The organism is Paenibacillus sp. J22P90, assembly GCF_059692195.1.
Genome location: NZ_JCAUAY010000008.1, coordinates 157,741 through 178,022 on the forward strand (window position 1 = coordinate 157,741; position 20,282 = coordinate 178,022).

Genomic DNA, 20,282 nt, shown 5'->3' on the forward strand with positions numbered 1-20,282 from the left:
TACTAAGTAGTACCCCGCTTGCTAAGATTTGAAACACCCTCTATGTAAAAAAGTAAATTTCTATCGGTATGTTTCAAACGGAGCTAGACGGGGTACTTCATGCTATTCACCCATTCTTACTAGCATAAATAATTGGAGGGATTATCATGGTCAAAGTAGCAATGAAAGCAAGTCCAATTACAAACCTTCTTGATAAGCAAGTCGCGAACTTCTCCGTTCTCTATATGAAGCTGCACCACTTCCATTGGTATGTGAAGGGTGAGAATTTCTTCACTTTACATATCAAATTCGAGGAGCTGTATACCGAGGCTGCGCTCCATCTGGATGTCATCGCGGAACGAATGCTCTCCCTGCGCGCTAAGCCGACAGCTACCTTGCAGGAGCAGCTTACCTTAGCTTCCGTCAAAGAAGCGAAGACAGCGGACTCCGCAGAGGAAATGGTGAAGCAGGTTCACGATGATTTCGCCACTGTTTGTGCTGAACTCACAGAGGGAATTGAGCACGCTGAAGAGCACAAGGATCAGCCAACAGCTGATATGCTCATCGGCATTCGCTCCTCACTGGAGAAGCACAACTGGATGTTGGAAGCGTATCTGGGCAAATAAAACCAAAGAAAAAACCACGGAATGGCGGTTAACCCGTCAATCCGTGGTTTTCGTATGCACATATTTAATGAGCGTTACCTCTGTTCCATCCTTCGTATCGACCACGACTTCATCCATCAACGCTTGCATAAGGTAAATACCGAGACCACCGGTGGGCAGCTCACTTAGCGAAGTGCCCGCAAACGGGCCAGTTTGCCGACTTTGGTCCTCCAACGCATAGCCCTGTCCATTATCTTTCACTTTTACCTTTAAAATACTTTCGCCTAGCTCATAGCTTATCACAATTTGACTGTTGCCGGTCTGAGACTCTCCATGAAGAATCGCATTATTGCAAGCCTCGGAAACGGCTACTTTGATATCCTCTATATCCTCATAAGAAAACCCCAGTTTGGATGCAACGCCGTACAGACTTAGTCGGACAAGATCCAAGTATTCCGCCGAAGCTGGAATTTGCAAGGTAATAACATTCATGCGCTGCCTTCGATCCCTTCATGAAGGAATGCCGAAATACCCGTTAAATCAAAAAGTTTACGAATCGTGGCCGGAATATGACGAACGGCAAAGGGCAACTTCAGCTCGTCCCGAATTTTCATAGCGGAAACAACAATGCCAATCCCTGTACTATCTATATATCTTAGCTGACTTAAATCAAGGATTAATGCCTTATCCTCTCGGTGAACGACGGCTCCAAGCGCGTGACGGAACGTTTGCGCTGCTGCCAAATCTAGCTCCCCAATGATATGAAGCTGAATGGACCTCTCCAGTTCTTCTTGTTCAACCTGGAATTTATCTGCAGACATTGGCCACACTCCCTATAAAGTCATTTTCTAAATAGTAACAAGGCTTCTGCTTATATACAAGTTTCACTCATGTTAAGAGGACATCTTCAGAATCAAATGACTCCGCCCTTTTCAGCAACAAAAGGATGCGCAAAATCGCCGCAAAGAACGGCTCCCTGCTCCACAGTTACCTGTTTGTCCAGGATTACACAATCCAAATACACACTGGATTCGATGGCGCAGTCTTGCATAATCACACTGTTCTTGACGCTGGCTCCTTGGCTCACGGTCACACCTGGGAATAAAATGCTGTTCTCCACGTAACCTTCGATTCGGCAGCCTGGACCCAGGAAGGAATTGCGAATTAACGCCGCATCATGACAGGCAATCTCTAGCTCATCTACTTTGTGTGTATACACGGACTCTTGATTCATCATGAATTGTTTCCAGCCTTGCGGCTGCAGAAGCCTCATGCTGTGCGCATAGTAACTGTCAACCGAATCCATAATCGCCACATAACCATGATGGGCATAGCCTTGAACGTGAATATCGCCTAGATGAGCCCAAATCAAGTCTTTCAGATACCCGCTATGCCCTTGTGCGACACTTCGTTCAATAAGATGGATCAGCAGTTCTCTCGATATCACCATCGTCTCCAGATCAATATGAAGCGGCGCTAACGTCACAATCTCAGGATAGACCGTGGTTACGCTCATGACGCGTCCTTGCTCGTTCATGCCCAAGCTGCACGCTTTGCCAATATGGGAATGACGGTCAATCTCGGCTACCTGCTGATAGAGAAGGGTAATATCCGCAGGGCTATTCCGATGATATTCGACCATATTCTCGAAATTCATCCGATAAATCACACTGTTTGGCGCCAGCAAAACGTACTTCTCTGTACAGGATTTCAATGTCTCTAGATGACTGTACAAATGATACAAGTCGCCGGGTCGCGGCAATCCCTTGAAAGCGGGCGCAAGAATGGAGACGCCTCCTTCCGCTCCTGCTAACCCCCAATGATTGCCGTCGCCGACATGTTTCAGCAGGGAATCGGCCTTGGGGCTTGCGAGCACCAATACCTTCTGTATGCCCGAATGGCTCATATTAGACAGCGCAAAATCAACTAACCGATACCGGCCCGCAAAAGGCACAGCAGCCACACAACGATTACGCGTAAGTGTAGATAGTTCTTCCTGTTCATTCATGAGGTTGATCATACCAAGAACATGTTTCATGATAAGCACCTCCTAAAGTTTTGCGGAGCAAAACTAGCATCGTAAGCATTCACTTAACCGAAATTTACCCTCGTATTGGTCAACTTCACAGGGATTGAGGCTGGATAATGACGGCCAACGACCGTTTTTTCGGCAATTACCGTGATGCTCGCGCTCCCTGGCTTCCCAACAACGGCGCCATCTTTGATAACCGCCCCTTCACCAACAATCGCATTAAGAACTAGCGCGTTTCGGCCAATGTGTACACCTGGCATGATAATGCTATTCATCACCCTGCTGCTATCGCCGACCCTAACGCCTTCAGAAATAACCGAATGACTGACGCTCCCCTCAATCTGACAGCTATCTCCGAGAATGGCATTGTTCACTCTGGCGGTTAAAGCTACATGACCTTTGGGATACGTACGTTTCGGCGTCAGCACGGGCCATTGCTCCGAATCTATGTTGAGACTAGGCGTATACCCGAGTAAATCCATATGCGATTCCCACAGGCTTTCAATCGTGCCAACATCCTTCCAATAGCCCTGATAAGGAAAAGCAGCTAAATGGGTACCCGAGTCCAGCAGTCCTGGGATAATATTTTGACCGAAATCATGACTCGAAGACGCATCACTCGCATCCTTTTCCAAACATGCCTTCAGGACATCCCAGTTAAATAGATAAACGCCCATGGACGCCAAATTGCTAGTCGGATTGCGCGGCTTCTCGGCGAACCCTGTGATGCGATCATTCTCATCCGTACTCATAATGCCGAAGCGGCTCGCTTCTTCCATTTTGACTGATGTCACTGCGATGGTAGCGGCAGCTCCGGATTTTTTGTGATGATTCAGCATGTCCCTATAATCCATATGATAAATGTGATCCCCTGATATAATCAGTACGTATTTGGGATCATGCTGACGTAAGAAAGATAGATTTTGATAGATGGCATTCGCCGTTCCCGAATACGCATTAGGTGCTCCAACTTGCCTCTCTAGCAGCGAAATACCCGTGCGCACTTCCGCCAAGCCCCAAGCTTCCCCATTGCCGATATGAGCGTTCAAAACCGCTGGCTTATATTGCGTCAGCACGCCAACGGTGTTAATTCCAGAGTGATGGCAGTTACTCAACGTAAAGTCAATAATTCGGTATTTCCCACCAAAATGAACAGCCGGTTTAGCATTATTTTTCGTTAACGGTCCTAGTCGAGTCCCTTCTCCACCCGCCAAAAGCATAGCTACACATTCCTGCTTCATCACCGTCATCCCAGTTCCTCCCAGTTCACCTGATTTGATACTTCTTATTACACAGCTAATCCGAGATTGAAACAAAAACGCGCAAGTTTTCCTTAAAAGGAATAACTTGCGCGTTTATATTGCTTACGAAACAGATACCATAACTAGGCACATATCATCTGGCGGCAGCCCTTCTTTGTCGTGAGGATAGATCCGTTCTAATAACCCATCTGGATCATGAGCGGTTGACGCCTTTATGCCCTCTATAATTTGAGCCACACCGTCTGCCTCATCATTGTCGAGCCATTCGCTCAAACCATCGGTGAATAAAGCGATTTGAGCTTCTTTTTCATACTGAATGGTACCCTTCACAATCTCGATCCCCTCAAAAAAGCCGATGGCACAGCAACCTTCCGTCAACAGCTTCACCTCACCATCCGAACGTACAATACCTGCCGGATGACCGGCATTCACATATTCAATCTTACGTTGTTCTGTATCCAGGACCAGATAGATGGCTGTGAAGTAATAGTTAATCAGATTATCGGATACATGCAGCTGATTCATTCGTGTATTCAGCTCTTGCATCACGCCTACCGGATCGCAGATGTTCGTAATCGTATCCTTCAAAGCAGAATAAATGTACATACAGACGAGTGAGGATGAAATGCCATGACCCATCATATCCAGCAAAATAATGCCATACCGATTCGGGCCAATCGGATACCAAGCGTAGAAATCCCCAGCCAGCTCCGAAGATGGTTTGTACACTGCTGATATCTGAATACCCTCATCCGTCAAGGGGTTACTCAGTACGCTATGCTGCACTTGTTTGGCCAGCGCGAGTTCATATTTAATGCGCTTATCTCGCTCTTTATGCCAGTCCTTCTCATATTTCAAGCGCAACGTCGAACGAATGCGGGCGAGAAGCTCCACCTTATTGATCGGCTTCATCACATAATCCAAGGCCCCTGCATCCAGTGCTTCAGCCAGTTTATTGGAGTCGCCCATCGCTGTTACGAAAATAATTGGAATATCCTTCAAGCGCTCATCGGCCTGGATCGTTCGACAAGCCTCCACGCCGTCTATTTCGGGCATCATCATATCCATGAGAATCAAATCCACAGGCACTTCAGCTTCACTTGGTGAATCCATATCCAAAACTTGATATAACTCTCTTGCAGATGAAACCATCACCAAATCGGTGTAACCCGCCTTCTGCAAAATTTTTTCAATGATTAATAAATTCGTTGCGTTATCGTCGACAATGACAATGCTCATTGTATAAATCCCCCTTTTGGGTAAACAGAGATCGGAATACTTATTCAAGTAGTTTACCATACCATCCTAATACCCTCCTGCCAACTATTCAATCATTCTTTAAAAGAAAGAGAAGAAGCTTTGTTCATCTGCCTGTTTCAAAAAACAGATTCAAGGGTACATCCAACTATAAGGCAAAGCATTCATTACCCCAAACTAAAGGAGAGATGAGCTATGAGTGAAACAGTCGAAACAAATAAAAGCGGACTAGTAGCAGGTTTATTTATTGGAGGCGCGATTGGTGCCGTAACCTCATTGTTAATCGCCCCTAAAGCGGGGGCAAAGCTGCGCGAAGAACTCTGGGGCATGTATCGAACTTGGCAGAAAAAAACAAGCCAAATTGCTTCCACAATAAGTAATAAGACAGAAGCAACCGTCTCCAAAATGAGCGATACAACCGAAGATATCCTTTCCACAGTCAGTGATACAGCGAAGGATATCTCGTCTACGGTGAGCGATACAACCAAAGAGATTGCATCCACCGTAAGTGAAAAATGGAAAAACAATCAACACTAGCTGATTTCAAAAAAAGGAGATCGAGCCTATGGATAAACATACCTTGCATAATCAATTAACTGACCTTGGGTTAGAACGTGTCGAGTATCTGGAGAAATCGGTGTATAAAATGGATATTTATAGCGATGCAACCTCGGCCAACTATCCGTTGACGTTGACCACACTCACCTCTGAGCAAGGGAGAACGACTGTTCATTTTCATGAAGCCGATTTCGAAAAAAACCAATTCGTTCCCTTGCACGTTCGTCGTGCTGCGTTAGATAAACTAATTGAGCTGGAACAGCTGTGTCACGGCTCTGCCGGCAAATCATTGGAAGAAGCCAATAACGGCTCCATGGCCCAGGATATGGATGAAATGAAGAAGCTGGGGAATGAGATGAAACATATGGAAACCAATAGCGAGCTTATCGGGAAAGATATGATTCCGGATCCAATCCCTTGATAGATATAAGTCAAAAAGGAGCTAAGCGGCTTAATTCCGCTTAGCTCCTTTGATGTTGGCCGCACTGTGCCAGCCTTAGGCCTTCGGATGTACCATATCCTCCGGCTTCACGTAGCTGTCGAATTGCTCAGCCGTTAAGTGGCCGCTGCGCACGGCTGACTCCTTCAGCGTCAGCCCTTCTTTGTGGGCTTGCTTTGCAATGCTGGCTGCCTTCTCATACCCGATATACGGGTTGAGGGCTGTAACCAGCATCAGGGATTGCTCTAGATTGCGCTGAATGACCGCGCGATTCGGTTCCATCCCTGCGAGGCAATGATCATTGAACGAGCGCATGCTGTCAGCCAGCAGCCGCACGGACTGCAGGAAGTTGTGGATGATAACGGGCTTGAACACGTTCAGCTCGAAATTGCCTTGGCTCGCCGCGAAGCCGATGGAAGCATCGTTGCCCATCACCTGGCACACGACCATCGTCATCGCTTCGCTCTGCGTGGGGTTAACCTTCCCCGGCATGATCGAGCTGCCGGGCTCATTCTCCGGAATCGTGATTTCGCCGATTCCGCAGCGGGGACCGCTCGATAGCCAGCGCACATCGTTGGCTATCTTCATTAAGTTCGCCGCCAGCGCCTTCAGCGCGCCGTGGGCGTAAACAATCTGATCATGGCTGGTCAGCGCATGAAATTTGTTCTCGGCCGAGACGAAGCGCGTGCCCGTCTCGCGGGTTAGGGCTTCGGCGACGCGGGCGCCGAATTCGGGATGCGCGTTCAGCCCCGTACCGACGGCGGTGCCGCCGATCGCGAGCTCGCGCATCGCATCCACGGCGCTGCGCACCATGCGCGACGCCTGCGCCAGCATCGCCCACCACCCGCTGATCTCCTGCCCCAGCGTCAGCGGGGTGGCGTCCTGCAGGTGGGTGCGGCCGATTTTGACGATGTCGGCGAAGGCCGACATCTTGGTGTGCATCGTCGCCTGCAACAGCTCCAGCGCAGGCAGCAGCTCTTGCTCTACCGCGATAACGCCTGCCACGTGCATCGCGGTCGGGAACGTATCGTTCGAGCTCTGCGAACGATTCACATCGTCGTTGGGATGGATGCGCTTGGCATCATCCCCGAGCAGTTCGCTGCCTCGGCGAGCGATTACCTCGTTGACGTTCATGTTCGACTGCGTCCCGCTGCCCGTCTGCCAGACGACGAGCGGGAACTCGTCGTCCCAGCGGCCTTCGACGATTTCGTCAGCCGCTTGCGCAATCGCCTCCGCTTTCTCCGGCGGTAGTCCGCCTAGGTCGCGGTTTACGTGTGCGGCTGCTTTTTTGAGCAGCGCAAAGGCACTTATTAATCTCGGCGGCATCCGCTCGGTGCCGATTTTAAAATTTTCAAAGCTACGCTGGGTCTGAGCTCCCCACAACTTATCCACAGGCACTCTGATTTCGCCCATGGTATCACTTTCTATGCGGTATTCTTGCGTCATACTTGCCCTCCTTGGTTAATCGAATCCAGCTATATCTGTACTATTGGATACCCACACTTTGGTATGTATAAACATGCCTCGCCTAGTTTTCCCCATTATTGGCGTGTTATGAGCCGCAACTGGTTATCTTGCTTGCGGGAGAGCTATAATGATGGATATTAGAGAAACCGCAGTTCTGACGCAACACTACAACAATCAAAGGAGATGCACTCATGGAAACAAAACTACCGATCATCGTCCGTTCCACGGAGATTGATGTGAATGGGCATGTGAATAATGCTAAATATTTGGAGTACCTTGAATGGGGTCGTGAGGAGTGGTATGAAGCTTGTGCGCTATCATACGAGACTTTTGGTGAGCTTGGCATTCAAACGGTGACGGTGAATATCAACATTAATTACCGCAAAGAGTGCAAGCAAGGCGAACACCTCACCGTCAGCTGTCGGCCTGAGCAAATGGGTCGTTCTAGCTTTGTCCTGCAGCAAGAAATTCGCAACCAGCAAGGCGAGCTGTGTGCAGATGCGCTCGTCACGAGTGTCACGATGGACAGCATAACGCGTACAAGCCGGGAGGCCCCGGCGGAGTTAAGGAAATATTTTGCCTAACCTTTAAGGCAGCTTTACATGGCGTGTTATCGGACAATGCGCAAGCGACGGTGCATCGGGAAGGAATTCGGCCAGCTTGCGCATGAAATAGCACGATTCAGGAAAATGATGCTCCAGAAACCGCAGCGTTGATTTGGACAGCAATTCCTCATTGCGATATTGAACGATAATGCGCTGCACGAAATCATAAAAAGCTTTCACGGTTCCGAGCACTTCCTTAGCAAAATGAATCTCCGCAGGAAAGCCTGGAGGCGTGAACCGCAAGTAACCTTGCATTGCGCGATTTTTCACCATGTAGGACGAAAAAAGAGAAGCAAATTTACCCGTCTCTTCAGCAAGTACGCGCTCTACGGGGTCCAACAGCCCAGTTAGCAGCACAGCATGCCCCAGCTGATCCTCCAGCCATAGATCCAACAATTGCGTCAACGTAAGCGGCGCAGCAGGAACCCCTTGCACCCAATAGGTGAGCTGACGTAAGTATTCTCTATTTTCATTAATGGTACCGTTAAAGTAAGAAGGAGTCAGATTCAAATTGACGCGGTTCCACAGCCGCAAGTGCTGCATATGCCCTTCCAGCCTACAGTAAGCATCTGCCAGCGGATATACACTTCTCGCGAAAGCCTGCATGCTTGGAGAATCCGCTTCTTCTGTCGGTGAGAGTCCCATTCCTTGCTGGATTGCATCTTGGAATAACGGGATGAACCGCTCAGCTTCCTTCCACCACTTTGTTTCCGTCGGAGATAAATAATCCCTCAGAAAATGAGCATGATCTTCCAGTACTTCGAGCCAGAATAGATGCTCTTCCTTCACTGACATTCTCGCATCTTGCATGAGAAAGGTCCCTCCTCCGCTCGACATTTCTTTCATAAAATGTATGAGGGGAACGAACCCGATAGACCGTTTTACGGCTCAGAAGGCAGTGGCTGACTGCGGGCTCTTCTGCTTTTGAACCAAGCAACGATCGGGTAGATGAAAATCAGACTCTCTACAAATAGCGCGAAGGTCGCCCAGCTGCTATTAAAATATTCCGCCAGCTCAACTGGATTCCTTGCAATAATCAACGACAGCGAAACAACAATCGCCGCTAGCGGGAACGTAATCGGCTTATAGCTGCTTAATGAAAGAGCTTGCGAAAAAATCAGTGTGCCACTCATAAAAATAATGCTTAGCTTGATGAAGTAACCGGTAAACCAGATCGAGACAATCAATGCATCGGTGTTGCGAAGAAAGTCGCCCAAGTGCAGGAACCCTGTAAGCTCCAGCGCTGGATAAATTAAGGCTGCTGAAAGCTTAGGGCCGAAGTAAAACATCATCAACATAAATTCTACAAGGAGTATGTAGGTCCCAGCCATGGAGCCGATCCAGACGACTTTGCGAGTGGTTTGCTTCGTAGCCAACTCAGGGACGAAATACGAAAGCATGACTAATTCGCCGTACCAGGGAATGATTGAATACGTCTGAGCCCACAGCACCTTCCAATCATGCACACGCACAAATTCCAACCACATGGGCGTATCCATAGCCGTTAGAAAAAATAAAGGCTTGAACAAGAAGAGGATGCCAATAAATAAAAAGCAGCCTTGCGCGAATCGGAAAACGGTCGATACACCAGATTGGGCCAAAGACGCAACCGCCGCCATTACCAGTACAGCGACTGCAGCGGGCGGTGTTTCCCGCAAGTATGTCGGGACAAAAAAGTCCGTAAACTCCCGCAAAATATAGGAAGCCAAGTGCAGAAAAAAGAACGACAACAGAAACAGAATACACTTGTGAACATACTTAGGCAGAATAGTACCGCCGTATACGCCCAGGTACTTCGAAGGTTGGCGCAGGGCGTACCGGAGGCTTAGCATCGATAAAGCTGTGCCAAGGATGGCGGCAAGCACGATGCACCATCCACCATCAAAGCCGGCTGCTCCAGCGAGAGGACTGATGAGAAAGGCAATTGTCGTAGAAAAAATGAACACGAAGATCAAACCGCCTAATTGCAGGCCTGTCACTGTTCCTTGCTTCAACCTTGCCGCCTCCCTGCTCGCTAGCCTTGAATAATGAATTTTTGAATCGGCTCAAAGAGCAAACGAATCGCATGACTGGGATTGACCAACTCCGGCCAGAAGATACTGAGGGCTCCAAAAACAAACGCGAAACCGGTCACTGACAGAGCAAGTCCCCTTTCTTTCGGACTTGTGGACTGACGCCGAAACAACATGATTTGGTAAACGAAAACACAAGCCGTTCCAATGATCAAATACAACAAGGGGACGATCTCCTTCCCAATTTTATAGCTTGGCTGAACGGCTGATGCCTGTGCCTCGCATTACCACATGAACATGGAATTCCGGATCCGCGTGTGAAAACATCATCTCACGAGGACTGTCCCCCCACTCCTGCCACATCCTAGGGTATTTATATTTCACTAACTCGCTCCACTGAAAGACATCCGCCTGATGAGCTTGCGCTTTATCCGAAGCAGCTTGAACCATCTGCCTTACCCGATCATTCACGGCCTTCTCCACCACTTTGATATTGTCAGAGGAGTTTAGATTCATATTGGACTCAATGGAAATGAGGTCCGCCTTTGCCTGAATGGACTCCCGAATCGTTACTCGACTTCCGTTACGTATGGCTCGTGTTCTATGCTTTACATCAATAAGCCTGACGCTAAAAACGCCTCCTTGATCGGGAAGCTGCCCCGTAATGAGCATCTCCGGAATGCGATTCTTCATCATGAGAATGCCCATCGCTTCTTCATTCGTAAATTTGCCGATAACGGCGCCATTTTTCATGATAGCGGCACCTCCAACCCCCGACCATTTGACGGTTGAGGCTTCTGTCAGCATTTTAAAATCACGTAATGTTAACTCCGGAATATAGGAGTCGCCTAGGTTATTCCATTGGGCATATAATAAATCTCGAATGCGTATTGGCGGAATTCGCTTGGTATGGGCCGTTTCTCGCCATATTTCCGTTGGGAAACGTTCAAATACAGATTCTAACTGTGCTAGATTCCTAGCAAAACCATTGTAATAGAACACATAAACAGGCAGCCTGAAATCTGTGGCGCGAATTAAATGATCGAACAGCGTCGTTAAACCTGCCCTTGCAAAACGATCCCCGATGACAATGACTTGCATCTGTCCCCAGGTAACCGTTCTAGGCAGCTCCGCTTGGATATGATGCAGCGCCTCGGCGACATCAGAGCCTTTGCCCGAAACTAAGACGAAAGGTTTCTCTTTTGGATTCGAATTCAATCCCGCTGTGATGCGATTCGGCAGCATGAATAGCGTAGAGACCTCCGTCTGCCCGTCTTCGTTCTTATCAATGAGCATCGTCGATACGAAAGTACGGTCGTTCAATTCTTGCTTTGACCAACATCCGGTTAATGTAGTTGAGACTGCGGAGAGAAGCCCCAGCACGACAACGAAACGCTTCACATATCGCAACATCGCAGTCCCTCCCTGATTAGCCCTTTCATTTCATGCGAATCCAGCTTGTCCAAGAAAATCGGCCTGCGGCATCCTTCATCTGTTCAGACTTATAGGGAATGAACGGCGATAAGTAAGGTGTGCCATAGGACTCAATAGACAACAAATGAATAAAAACGAAAAAGACCCCAATTAACAAGCCAAGAAGCCCAAATATCGCCGAAATGAACAACAAAGCGAATCGTAGGAAACGAATGGTTAGGGTGAGCGAAAAATGCGGCACAACGAAGGAAGAAATCCCGGTGAGCGCAACAATAATGACCATCGGCGCACTCACGATCCCCGCCTGTACGGCCGCTTCCCCGATCACAATCGCGCCAACGATCGAGACCGTCTGCCCTAGCGTGGTAGGAATACGCATCCCGGCTTCGCGCATCACTTCGAAGGTGACCTCCATGATGAGGGCTTCCAAAATCGCCGGAAATGGCACGATATCTCTGCTCGCAGCCAAGGAGATCAGCATATTATAGGGCAGCATCTCCGGATGAAACGTTGTAATTGCTACATATGCCGACGGCAAAACCAGACTAACACCGAAAAATACATATCGCAGAAGCCGAATCCAACTGCTATAGAAATATCGCTGGTAATAATCTTCAGCAGACTGTAAGAAAGACAACAAGGTCGCCGGAGCGACCAGATTATTCGGATCTCCGTCTGTCAGTAAGGCCAACCGTCCTTCAAGCAGCGAAGAAACCACCACGTCAGGTCTTTCGGTATTCAGCATTTTCGGAAAGGGCGAACTCAGCCGTTCGTCCAATAACTCTTCCAGAAAACTGCTGCCAGGCACAGTATCCGTTTGAATCTGCTCCAGCTGCGCCCTCATTTTCTGCACAATCGCAGGATCGCATCGTCCATTCATATAAAGCAGAAACACGATCGTCCGTGACTCACTTCCAATCACGAATTGCTCCATAACGAGATTTTCACTCTTGATACGCTGCCGAATTAACGATAAATTAGTCCAAATTTCCTCTACGAAAGATTCCTTCGGACCCCGAATCGTTTTCTCATTCTCAGAGATGCTAACATCCCGTTTTACTTTTTTGGAAAAAGGGAACAACACCGCTGACGGCTCACCGGAAATGCATAGCAGCACCTGTCCATTTAACAAGTCGTCAAGCGCTTCTTCTGGCGTATAGGCAATGGTATAGGTTGTAGGGAAAAATGTGTAGTGATAAAAGATGTCTCTTAAGCGCGCTTCGCTTTGCCCCTGGTAGGGATGCAATAACGTACGCAGTACATGCGTTTGCAGCATCTCGAAATCAATCGCATCCATCATGTAGTAAATTGTGCAGATGAACTCCCCCTGCTCAATTCTCTGCGAGACAATATCTTCACGATCTCTAAGCTTCTCGCTGATCCATTGCGTTAATTCCATAGACAAAAGCTTCCTTTTTGGGAGTAGTTTCCTCCGACTGGCATGAAATTATGCATCTATGGTGAAACGAATGGATATGCCTACCAAGACAACTTACATAGTGTCTGTGGATAACTTTTGACCTATTGGGGTGGGGAGACCGTCCATGCTCTTCATGTTTTTAGCTTGCCAGTAATTGAGCAATCCTTCATCACCTTGCTTGGTTGCCCAGTTCTGCAACGTTTTTCGTTCTCCTTCATAGGTGTAAAATGGAATGCTATAGCCACAGGACGTCTTCACCTCATGAATAACGACCACCATGATCTGACGCGCACCAGGCAACAGCTCGAACTTCGGCGCCAGTTGATCCCACTCGCTTGAGCCTGGGAGGACAACACGCCCTTTTCCATACAGCCTAATAATTTGCGGGGGTCCTTCGATAGCCATGAACATGATGGTGATGCGGCCATTTTCCGCCAGATGCGCACTGGTCTCATTGCCACTTCCCGTCAGGTCCAAATACGCCACTTCATTGGCCGATAGCACCCGCAGAACATCATGCCCCTTGGGCGAAATATTGACATGCCCCTCGGCAGATAACGGTGCTGATCCCACGAAAAAGATGTGCTGCTTCGCAATAAATGCCTCATGCTCTGGCAGCAAAGACTCGAATGATTTCCCCATAATGTCCTCAACACCCTTCCATTTTCTTCTATTATGTACTCCTTTACCTTATTTGTGAAATATACAATTCACGTATCATCTATAGGTAAATCCTATTGAAAAACAACTGGCCATACGTATCTTTTTATACATATTTTCAAACTCCCTGAGGAATACTTAGTCGGTTGAAACTTGGAGGAGGTGATTGTATCATGTCAACGACGAACAGTAACGACAACGTAGTAAATCATGCTATTAACGCTGCTGAAGCAAGTGCTGAAGACAGCCAATCGAAGCAACAAGTAGAAGAGTTATCTGCATTGCTGCAAAGTTCTGCAACCAATGCCAGCGACGAGGAAACATCCTCACAGGAATAATCCGCCTTCTGTTCCACAGCAAAAAGAGCTTTCCCTTCGTTGAAACAACGATGAAGGGAGAGCTCTTTTTTCATGCGGAGTGTGAAAAACGTTCCGAATCATTAACCAAACGCCCAGCTTTCGAATATGGTGTAGCAAAAACGTAGGGATGATGAAACATGAACGATTCGGAACTGAAATTGGAACACCAACCCGTCAGTATACAAACCTATCAGGTGCTGCATAACAAATTGGATTTGCTGTATCCTGCCGTGATCCACTTGGAACCTCCAACCGTACAGCATACGATTAACACAACGATTGTGGATGCCGTGAATAAGCAGCTGCACGATCAAGGCTATCCACAAAACCCGATGACAGACGTAACAGCTTACTACGAAATCAAGACGAATGAGCGCCGCGTACTTAGCTTGTCTTTAATCAATTACGCTTTCTCTGGCGGAGCCCACGGCATGACGATCCAACATTCGTTGACCTTCAACACGGAAACTGGAAAAAGCTATACGCTCAAAGATTTATTTAAGCCAGACAGCGATTATGTCGCAAGAATCAGTGCCATCGTTGCCGCCGAGATCAAGCGGCGCGACATTCCTTTGTTAGTGGAGTTTAAAGGTATTCGCCCTGATCAAGATTTTTATATCGCGGATAAATCACTGGTTATTTATTTTCAACTTTATGAGCTTGCTGCTTATGTCTATGGCTTCCTCTACTTCCCAATTTCGATCTATGCCCTCCAAGACATCATTGCGGAGGACGGCCCGCTCGGAAAAATGATGTATTAGTGCCCATTAAACACAAACGAGAATCTGTCGGCTAAAATTACCTTTGTTCACGCTGCAGCGTGCATCGATATGAAAGCCGGCTTTGGTCAAAAGCGAGTCCATCTGCTCCGTTGTGACAATGACGGCTCTCCGCGCCAAACGGCGCGCGGCTTGCAGCATCTCCAGCTTCTCATCCTCCGGAAGCACGGAGCAAAGATTGTAAGGCATGTCGAGGATCAGCGCATCATACTCGGCCTGATCCACATGCGGCACAAGCGTCCGCATGTCCGCGATCTGGACCACATTCGGCATGCCGAAGTGGTCGAGGTTCACCCGCGCGCCGCGCACGGCCAGCGGGTTGATGTCATAGCCCACGATGTCGATCCCCATCGACATCGCCTCCACCAGCACCGTGCCGATGCCGCAGCACGGATCAATGACCCGCGTGCCTGCCACCTCGGGCACGGCGATGTTCACCACCGCCCGCGCGAGGCGCGTACTCAGGGCGGTGGAGTAGTTCTGCGGCTTCTGCTGATGCTGAAGCCATACGGCTTCGCCGTAGCTGCCCTCGCCGAACAACCACCGGCCTCCCAGCTCCGTCACGGCGAACCACATCTGCGGCTTGCGCATTTCGGCTTTGCCACGCAGCTGACTGCCCAGTTCGCGCTCGACGCTCCGCTGGCGGTCATAGCTGACCGCCGTGTCCGTCTCCGCGAACACAACCTTGAACGTTGCCTCGCGCAGCGTCAACGCATTCAATTGCGAGGCCAGCGCAGACACGCTGTCGGCCTCGAAAAGAACATCCATCCGCAGCTTCAGAAATGGGCTGCGGCTCGGCTCAATCTTGCGCGCGCTGACGGCGTAGCGCGACCCTATAACAGCGTCTGCGCCCAGCAACGTGCGCAGCTCTAACTGACACAATGCCTGCTCATCCTCATGACAGGCAAATACATACACATACTCTATCGCGCTCTCGATATCCCTGCTCATAAATTCCCAACCCTCACTCTTTCCTTCACGGTTCACGCTAAGTTCACGTTAAGTTCACCTTAAGCAAACTCCTGAATAACCTGCTTCACGAACGTATCCATCGTTTTGCACAAAAACATATCCTTCCGATACACAATGCCCACTTCCTTCTGTGGAACGGGATCAATGATCGGAATGGCACAAAGCTTTTGCTCACGCATCTGGGCACCCATGCCCTCCACATAGGATTGCGGCAGTATCGCCCCGCATACATGGTTTTTGGCCATTTGCAGCAGCGATTCGAGCGTAGACAGCTCCACAATCGGCTTCCAAGCAAGACCGATCTGCGCACAACAATCATCCATCATTTGCCGAACGTAGAATTTCTGCTGCAGCATCGCGATCGGAATCTCGGTCAGCTCCGCCAATCGAATCTCCTGCACCTGATCTTGGGCAAAAGCATGCCGAGCTGATACGACCAGCTGAAGCTTCTCTTCATACAGCGGCACACACTTTAACTGCTCGTCCGCCTCCGGCAGGAAAACAACCCCCACATCCAGCTCATTGCTCAGCAGCTTTTCTTTCGTCTCTTCCGTGGCCAGCTCCATCACAGACAGCTCGATTTGGGGATATTTCGCATGAAACGTCATAATCGTCGCCGTCAGCAAATGATTCCCGGAGCAACCGATCCGCAAGCGCCCGCGCTGCATCCCTTGGAGCTCATTCATCGCCAGTTGGGCCTGCTCCAATTCGTGAAAAATGTTTCGACTATGCTTACGCAAAATCTCGCCCGCTTCGGTCACGTATACCTTTTTACCCATGCGCTGAAAAAGTGGAGATCCCACGCGATCCTCCAGCAATCGAATCTGTTGACTAAGCGTGGGCTGGCTAATGCCCAGCTTCTCTGCTGCTTTGGTAAAGTGCAGCTCCTCACATACCGCCAAGAAATAGACCAACAACCGATAATCCACCTGACGCCCCCCGATCATAGCTATTAACTATGATAGTAATTGATAAATCGCAATTGATCAATGATTGCGAATTTTCTATAGTTAAGGGTAAAAGATTGTGAGTACCCTCAAACGGAAAGGTGGCACAACAGATGTACGGAAGCATTCGAATTGAACAAAATCATAACGCCAAGCCCATGCCGAATTTAAATGAAAATCTTGGGTTTGGGAAGCATTTTACCTCGCATATGTTTATGCTGGATTACGAGGAAGGTCAGGGCTGGCACGATCCGCGCATCATTCCTTATGGACCGATTTCACATGACCCCGCAGCGATGGTTTTCCACTATGGGCAAGCTGTTTTTGAGGGGATGAAGGCGTTCCGCACGGAGAGCGATGAAGTTGTGTTATTCCGTCCGGACCAAAATGCGAAGCGTTTAAACCGCTCTAGTGAACGACTCAGCATCCCGCAGTTGGATGAAGAATTTGTTGTCCGTGCCATTCAAGAGCTAGTTCGCATTGATGCTGCATGGGTACCGAAAAAGAAAGGCTCATCCTTGTACATCCGTCCGTTCATTATTGCAACGGAAGGCGTGCTAGGTGTCCGCCCATCCTTTACTTATTCCTTTATTATCATTATGTCGCCAGTTGATGCTTACTATGAGGAAGGCCTGCAGCCGATTAACATCCTTGTGGAAAGCTATTATGCGCGATCTGTGCAAGGCGGAACAGGCAACGCTAAAGTAGCCGGCAATTATGCAGCAAGCTTAAAGGCGCAAATGCTGGCGAAAGAGCATAACTGTGCGCAAGTGCTTTGGCTCGACGCTATCGAAAAGAAATACCTAGAAGAAGTCGGCAGTATGAACGTCTTTTTCAAAATCAATGGAGAAGTAGTCACGCCTAGCCTTAGCGGCAGCATTCTGGAAGGGATCACGCGGGGCAGCATTATTCACCTGCTTAAATCTTGGGGTATTCCTGTATCCGAGCGCAAAATCTCGATCGATGACATCGTCAAGGCGCATGCGGATGGGACGCTGGAAGAAGCTTTCGGCACCGGCACCGCTGCGGTCGTATCGCCAATTGGCAGCCTACTATGGGATGGCAAACCAATGGTCGTGAACCATGGGGAGATTGGCGAGCTCGTGGAGCGTCTGTACACGACAATCACCGGTATTCAAAGCGGCAAGCTGCCGGACACGTTCGGTTGGATGTTAAAGGTTTAATAAAAAGACACCCTGCGCGGGTGTCTTTTTACATTTTCTCCGGTCATTGAGCCCAGCTACTTTTCATCAACCTTCGCCTTCCCCTGCTCCTCCACCACGTGACCATCAATATCAATAATATCCTTGCTGCTAACCGCGTCATCACCGAGAAAATCCCTCAGCTTGCTCTTCGCTTTCCGCCTGACCTCGTCATCGATGCTCTTCGACACAGCTGCCAAGGCAAAGCCCAGCGCACTCAAATCATCCACATAGCCCACAATTGGCAGGAGATCGGGCATGAGATCCAACGGCAGGATGAGATACCCCAGCGCACCATAGATTTGAACCTTAGCACGAAGCGGCGTTTTCGGACTATCCAAGGCGTAAAAAAGCAGCAAACCCGTATATATCACTTTACTGCCCGCTTTTTTGGCACCTTTTTTCAATTTCGACCAGAAGCCATCAATAGAGAAGTATTTTTCATATTTGGAAGGATTCATTTCGCGACCACTCCATTCAGCTTTTATCCTATATATACCCCTATTTTACACCTATCTCACACTTGAAGTCTCAGTTTCCGTTTAACTCTCTATTGTTATGCTCTAATTGATTACAGTTAATCGCAACTGGCAACAATGGTGAGAACCGAATAGAAAGATGATTGCGGGAACCAAAAACTCATCCTTTCTAATTTGGTAAAAAGAATGGAGGCGTTGGTTGTGGCAGAAATTAAAATTCTGGATAATGGCCCTTTGCTTGTAAGCGGCGTTACGCTACTGGATGGCGAAGGTGATCCCATGGAAACGAAAGAACAGATTCACCTGTGTCGTTGCGGACTATCTTCTAATAAACCTTATTGCAACGGTGCTCACAAAGGACATTTTGAAAGTCAGGTTCGCGACTAAGGAATGAATACAAAGGGCTGCTCTCAAGTTGATACTTGTAGAACAGCCCTTTCCTATTATTCAAGCTTGCATCTCGAAAGAGTTTGCAGCCTCAACTAACTTTTACCCAAGTCCATCCAAAGAATGTCCCTATACAAGTTACCGCTAATCCTGTATTGTTTTAAAATTACATTACACGCAAGAAACGAGGTCTCATTATGAATGCATTCCTGAATAAACTCACTTCCATTCGGCTGCCCTTCTGGGTCATGTTCATGAATACGTTCAGTATGGCCGTCGGATTTTATATGATGATCCCGCTGCTGGCCTCCTATTTATTGAATGACATCCTGCTGACCGTCACCATGGTGGGTATCATCTCAGCGATTCGCAGCTTCAGCCAGCAAGGGCTTTCCGTTCTATGCGGAACATTGGCCGACAAGCTTGGATATAAGCGCACGATTCTCATCGGCTTACTCATTCGTACATTCGGATTTGGGATGTTCGGCTTCGTCGACAGCGTGCCAGGCTTTATCATCGCCTGTTTCTTCTCTGGCTTAGGCGGATCTCTGTTCAATCCGGCAAGTTATGCCTATTATGCGGCACTATCTACGTCGAGCAACCGTATTACCATTTACTCCATTCGAGAAATGTTAAGCAATATGGGATTCGTCGTAGGCCCTGTACTGGGCGCCTTGCTCATGGGGTTTCATTTTAAATATGTGAGTTTGGCGGCTACGCTCATTTTTGCCTTTTCCTTTTTCTTTAGTCTCTTCTTTTTGCCTGCCATCCAGAGTGAACAATCTCGCAAAGCTTATACGGGCATCTTATCTCAAATGAAAACCGTGCTGAGCAATCGCCCTTTTCGCCGCTTCATGCTATTCACGATGATCTCCTGGTCTCTCGTAACCCAGTTATATATCGCCGTGCCGTTTCGGGTACATCAGCTTGGTTCCGATGCGAATATCGGGCTTATTTACAGCTGCGGTGCCATCGTCATGGTCCTGCTCCAAGTGCCCTTATCCAAGTTAGGCAACCAGAAGCTGCAGCCTTTTGGCGTGATGTCGCTTGGTACTTTGCTGCTCGCTGGCGGCTTATTTACGATCGGCATGATGGGCTCCATGTGGGGAATCTATGCGGGGGTTATCGCCTTCATGATCGGTCAAGTATTTCTACAGCCGATGATGAATACGATGGTTTCCAACTATGCAGGCACTGATCAGATTGCCAGTTATTTCGGTTTTAACAGCTTTGCCCTCTCCATCGGGGCTATTCTCGGGAACGTAGGTGGCGGATACTTATACGATTTGGGGAATCTGCTAGGCTGGGAGGGGCTTCCCTGGATGTGCTTCCTCGTGTTTGGACTTGTGAATATTGGGTTTATGTTAAAAGAACAAGGGCTCCAAGGACGATCCACTCGGAGTATTTCCGGATGAACGAACTGGAGC

24 protein-coding genes are annotated in these 20,282 nt (G+C 48.6%); 9 read left to right on the plus strand and 15 right to left on the minus strand.

The genetic code is table 11. The annotated features are described in order from the left end of the window. Positions 1 to 146: 146 nt before the first annotated feature. Positions 147 to 605 carry a Dps family protein gene (locus AC58UX_RS24480; protein ID WP_497257578.1) on the plus strand — a complete coding sequence of 153 codons (459 nt, stop codon included), beginning with the start codon at positions 147 to 149 and terminating at the stop codon, positions 603 to 605. Between the two features lie 36 nt (positions 606 to 641). Here AC58UX_RS24480 and rsbW read toward each other — a convergent pair whose 3' ends face one another. The 5 genes from rsbW to AC58UX_RS24505 form a co-directional block, all read right to left on the minus strand. Continuing rightward, positions 642 to 1,076: an anti-sigma B factor RsbW gene (gene rsbW, locus AC58UX_RS24485; protein ID WP_497257580.1), complete on the minus strand. Its 435-nt coding sequence runs from the start codon at positions 1,074 to 1,076 to the stop codon at positions 642 to 644. Continuing rightward, positions 1,073 to 1,405, minus strand: coding sequence for an STAS domain-containing protein (locus tag AC58UX_RS24490; protein ID WP_497257582.1), 333 nt, complete (start codon positions 1,403 to 1,405; stop codon positions 1,073 to 1,075). Before AC58UX_RS24490 ends, rsbW begins: the two co-directional genes overlap by 4 nt. A 92-nt stretch (positions 1,406 to 1,497) precedes the next feature. Beyond that, positions 1,498 to 2,622, minus strand: coding sequence for a glucose-1-phosphate adenylyltransferase subunit GlgD (gene glgD / locus AC58UX_RS24495; RefSeq protein WP_497257584.1), 1,125 nt, complete (start codon positions 2,620 to 2,622; stop codon positions 1,498 to 1,500). A gap of 53 nt (positions 2,623 to 2,675) precedes the next feature. Continuing rightward, on the minus strand, positions 2,676 to 3,866 hold the full coding sequence (locus AC58UX_RS24500) for a glucose-1-phosphate adenylyltransferase (protein WP_497257586.1): 1,191 nt from the start codon (positions 3,864 to 3,866) through the stop codon (positions 2,676 to 2,678). A 114-nt stretch (positions 3,867 to 3,980) separates the two neighbouring features. Then, the gene (locus AC58UX_RS24505; protein WP_497257588.1) at positions 3,981 to 5,117 is read right to left on the minus strand and encodes a PP2C family protein-serine/threonine phosphatase; all 1,137 of its coding nucleotides are present in this window, start codon (positions 5,115 to 5,117) and stop codon (positions 3,981 to 3,983) included. Positions 5,118 to 5,330: 213 nt separating this feature from the next. Here AC58UX_RS24505 and AC58UX_RS24510 point away from each other — a divergent pair, with 213 nt between their 5' ends. Both AC58UX_RS24510 and AC58UX_RS24515 read left to right on the plus strand, forming a co-directional pair. Continuing rightward, entirely contained in the window at positions 5,331 to 5,672 is a 342-nt protein-coding gene (locus tag AC58UX_RS24510; RefSeq protein ID WP_497257590.1) for a YtxH domain-containing protein, read from the plus strand. A 28-nt stretch (positions 5,673 to 5,700) separates the two neighbouring features. Then, on the plus strand, positions 5,701 to 6,114 hold the full coding sequence (locus tag AC58UX_RS24515) for a hypothetical protein (protein WP_497257592.1): 414 nt from the start codon (positions 5,701 to 5,703) through the stop codon (positions 6,112 to 6,114). 75 nt (positions 6,115 to 6,189) lie between these two features. On the opposite strand, the gene fumC is transcribed toward AC58UX_RS24515, so the two are convergent. After that, entirely contained in the window at positions 6,190 to 7,578 is a 1,389-nt protein-coding gene (gene fumC, locus AC58UX_RS24520) for a class II fumarate hydratase (protein ID WP_497257594.1), read from the minus strand. 212 nt (positions 7,579 to 7,790) lie between these two features. Between fumC and AC58UX_RS24525 the strand changes: the two genes are divergently transcribed. Continuing rightward, positions 7,791 to 8,183 carry an acyl-CoA thioesterase gene (locus tag AC58UX_RS24525; RefSeq protein ID WP_497257596.1) on the plus strand — a complete coding sequence of 131 codons (393 nt, stop codon included), beginning with the start codon at positions 7,791 to 7,793 and terminating at the stop codon, positions 8,181 to 8,183. Between the two features lie 3 nt (positions 8,184 to 8,186). Here the strand turns inward: AC58UX_RS24525 and AC58UX_RS24530 are convergent, their stop codons facing one another. The 6 genes from AC58UX_RS24530 to AC58UX_RS24555 form a co-directional block, all read right to left on the minus strand. Continuing rightward, positions 8,187 to 9,014 (minus strand): DUF2935 domain-containing protein, encoded by an 828-nt coding sequence (locus AC58UX_RS24530; protein WP_497257598.1) that lies wholly within the window; start codon positions 9,012 to 9,014, stop codon positions 8,187 to 8,189. Positions 9,015 to 9,085: 71 nt separating this feature from the next. Then, positions 9,086 to 10,198, minus strand: coding sequence for a GerAB/ArcD/ProY family transporter (locus AC58UX_RS24535; protein ID WP_497257600.1), 1,113 nt, complete (start codon positions 10,196 to 10,198; stop codon positions 9,086 to 9,088). A 20-nt stretch (positions 10,199 to 10,218) separates the two neighbouring features. Beyond that, the gene (locus AC58UX_RS24540; RefSeq protein WP_497257602.1) at positions 10,219 to 10,440 is read right to left on the minus strand and encodes a hypothetical protein; all 222 of its coding nucleotides are present in this window, start codon (positions 10,438 to 10,440) and stop codon (positions 10,219 to 10,221) included. A 22-nt stretch (positions 10,441 to 10,462) separates the two neighbouring features. Continuing rightward, complete coding sequence (locus AC58UX_RS24545; RefSeq protein ID WP_497257604.1) at positions 10,463 to 11,629, minus strand: Ger(x)C family spore germination protein; 1,167 nt, start codon at positions 11,627 to 11,629, stop codon at positions 10,463 to 10,465. Between the two features lie 25 nt (positions 11,630 to 11,654). Continuing rightward, positions 11,655 to 13,049, minus strand: coding sequence for a spore germination protein (locus AC58UX_RS24550; RefSeq protein WP_497257606.1), 1,395 nt, complete (start codon positions 13,047 to 13,049; stop codon positions 11,655 to 11,657). A 93-nt stretch (positions 13,050 to 13,142) separates the two neighbouring features. Next, the gene (locus tag AC58UX_RS24555; RefSeq protein ID WP_497257608.1) at positions 13,143 to 13,712 is read right to left on the minus strand and encodes a pyridoxamine 5'-phosphate oxidase family protein; all 570 of its coding nucleotides are present in this window, start codon (positions 13,710 to 13,712) and stop codon (positions 13,143 to 13,145) included. A 191-nt stretch (positions 13,713 to 13,903) separates the two neighbouring features. Here AC58UX_RS24555 and AC58UX_RS24560 point away from each other — a divergent pair, with 191 nt between their 5' ends. Together AC58UX_RS24560 and AC58UX_RS24565 are read left to right on the plus strand one after the other, a co-directional pair. Beyond that, entirely contained in the window at positions 13,904 to 14,068 is a 165-nt protein-coding gene (locus tag AC58UX_RS24560) for a hypothetical protein (protein ID WP_497257610.1), read from the plus strand. 158 nt (positions 14,069 to 14,226) lie between these two features. Then, positions 14,227 to 14,850 carry a DUF3298 and DUF4163 domain-containing protein gene (locus AC58UX_RS24565; protein ID WP_497257612.1) on the plus strand — a complete coding sequence of 208 codons (624 nt, stop codon included), beginning with the start codon at positions 14,227 to 14,229 and terminating at the stop codon, positions 14,848 to 14,850. Between the two features lie 6 nt (positions 14,851 to 14,856). Here the strand turns inward: AC58UX_RS24565 and AC58UX_RS24570 are convergent, their stop codons facing one another. Together AC58UX_RS24570 and AC58UX_RS24575 are read right to left on the minus strand one after the other, a co-directional pair. Beyond that, a complete protein-coding gene (locus tag AC58UX_RS24570; RefSeq protein WP_497257614.1) occupies positions 14,857 to 15,819 on the minus strand; it encodes a TRM11 family SAM-dependent methyltransferase in 963 nt (320 codons plus the stop codon). A 59-nt stretch (positions 15,820 to 15,878) separates the two neighbouring features. Continuing rightward, positions 15,879 to 16,769, minus strand: coding sequence for a LysR family transcriptional regulator (locus AC58UX_RS24575; protein ID WP_497257616.1), 891 nt, complete (start codon positions 16,767 to 16,769; stop codon positions 15,879 to 15,881). Between the two features lie 131 nt (positions 16,770 to 16,900). Between AC58UX_RS24575 and AC58UX_RS24580 the strand changes: the two genes are divergently transcribed. Continuing rightward, positions 16,901 to 17,971, plus strand: a complete 1,071-nt coding sequence (locus tag AC58UX_RS24580; RefSeq protein ID WP_497257618.1) for a branched-chain amino acid aminotransferase — start codon at positions 16,901 to 16,903, stop codon at positions 17,969 to 17,971. Between the two features lie 56 nt (positions 17,972 to 18,027). Here the strand turns inward: AC58UX_RS24580 and AC58UX_RS24585 are convergent, their stop codons facing one another. Then, positions 18,028 to 18,450 carry a YkvA family protein gene (locus AC58UX_RS24585; RefSeq protein ID WP_497257620.1) on the minus strand — a complete coding sequence of 141 codons (423 nt, stop codon included), beginning with the start codon at positions 18,448 to 18,450 and terminating at the stop codon, positions 18,028 to 18,030. A gap of 204 nt (positions 18,451 to 18,654) precedes the next feature. Between AC58UX_RS24585 and AC58UX_RS24590 the strand changes: the two genes are divergently transcribed. Next, the gene (locus AC58UX_RS24590) at positions 18,655 to 18,855 is read left to right on the plus strand and encodes a CDGSH iron-sulfur domain-containing protein (protein WP_497257898.1); all 201 of its coding nucleotides are present in this window, start codon (positions 18,655 to 18,657) and stop codon (positions 18,853 to 18,855) included. 197 nt (positions 18,856 to 19,052) lie between these two features. Next, positions 19,053 to 20,270 (plus strand): MFS transporter, encoded by a 1,218-nt coding sequence (locus AC58UX_RS24595; protein WP_497257622.1) that lies wholly within the window; start codon positions 19,053 to 19,055, stop codon positions 20,268 to 20,270. The last annotated feature ends 12 nt before the right edge of the window (positions 20,271 to 20,282 follow it).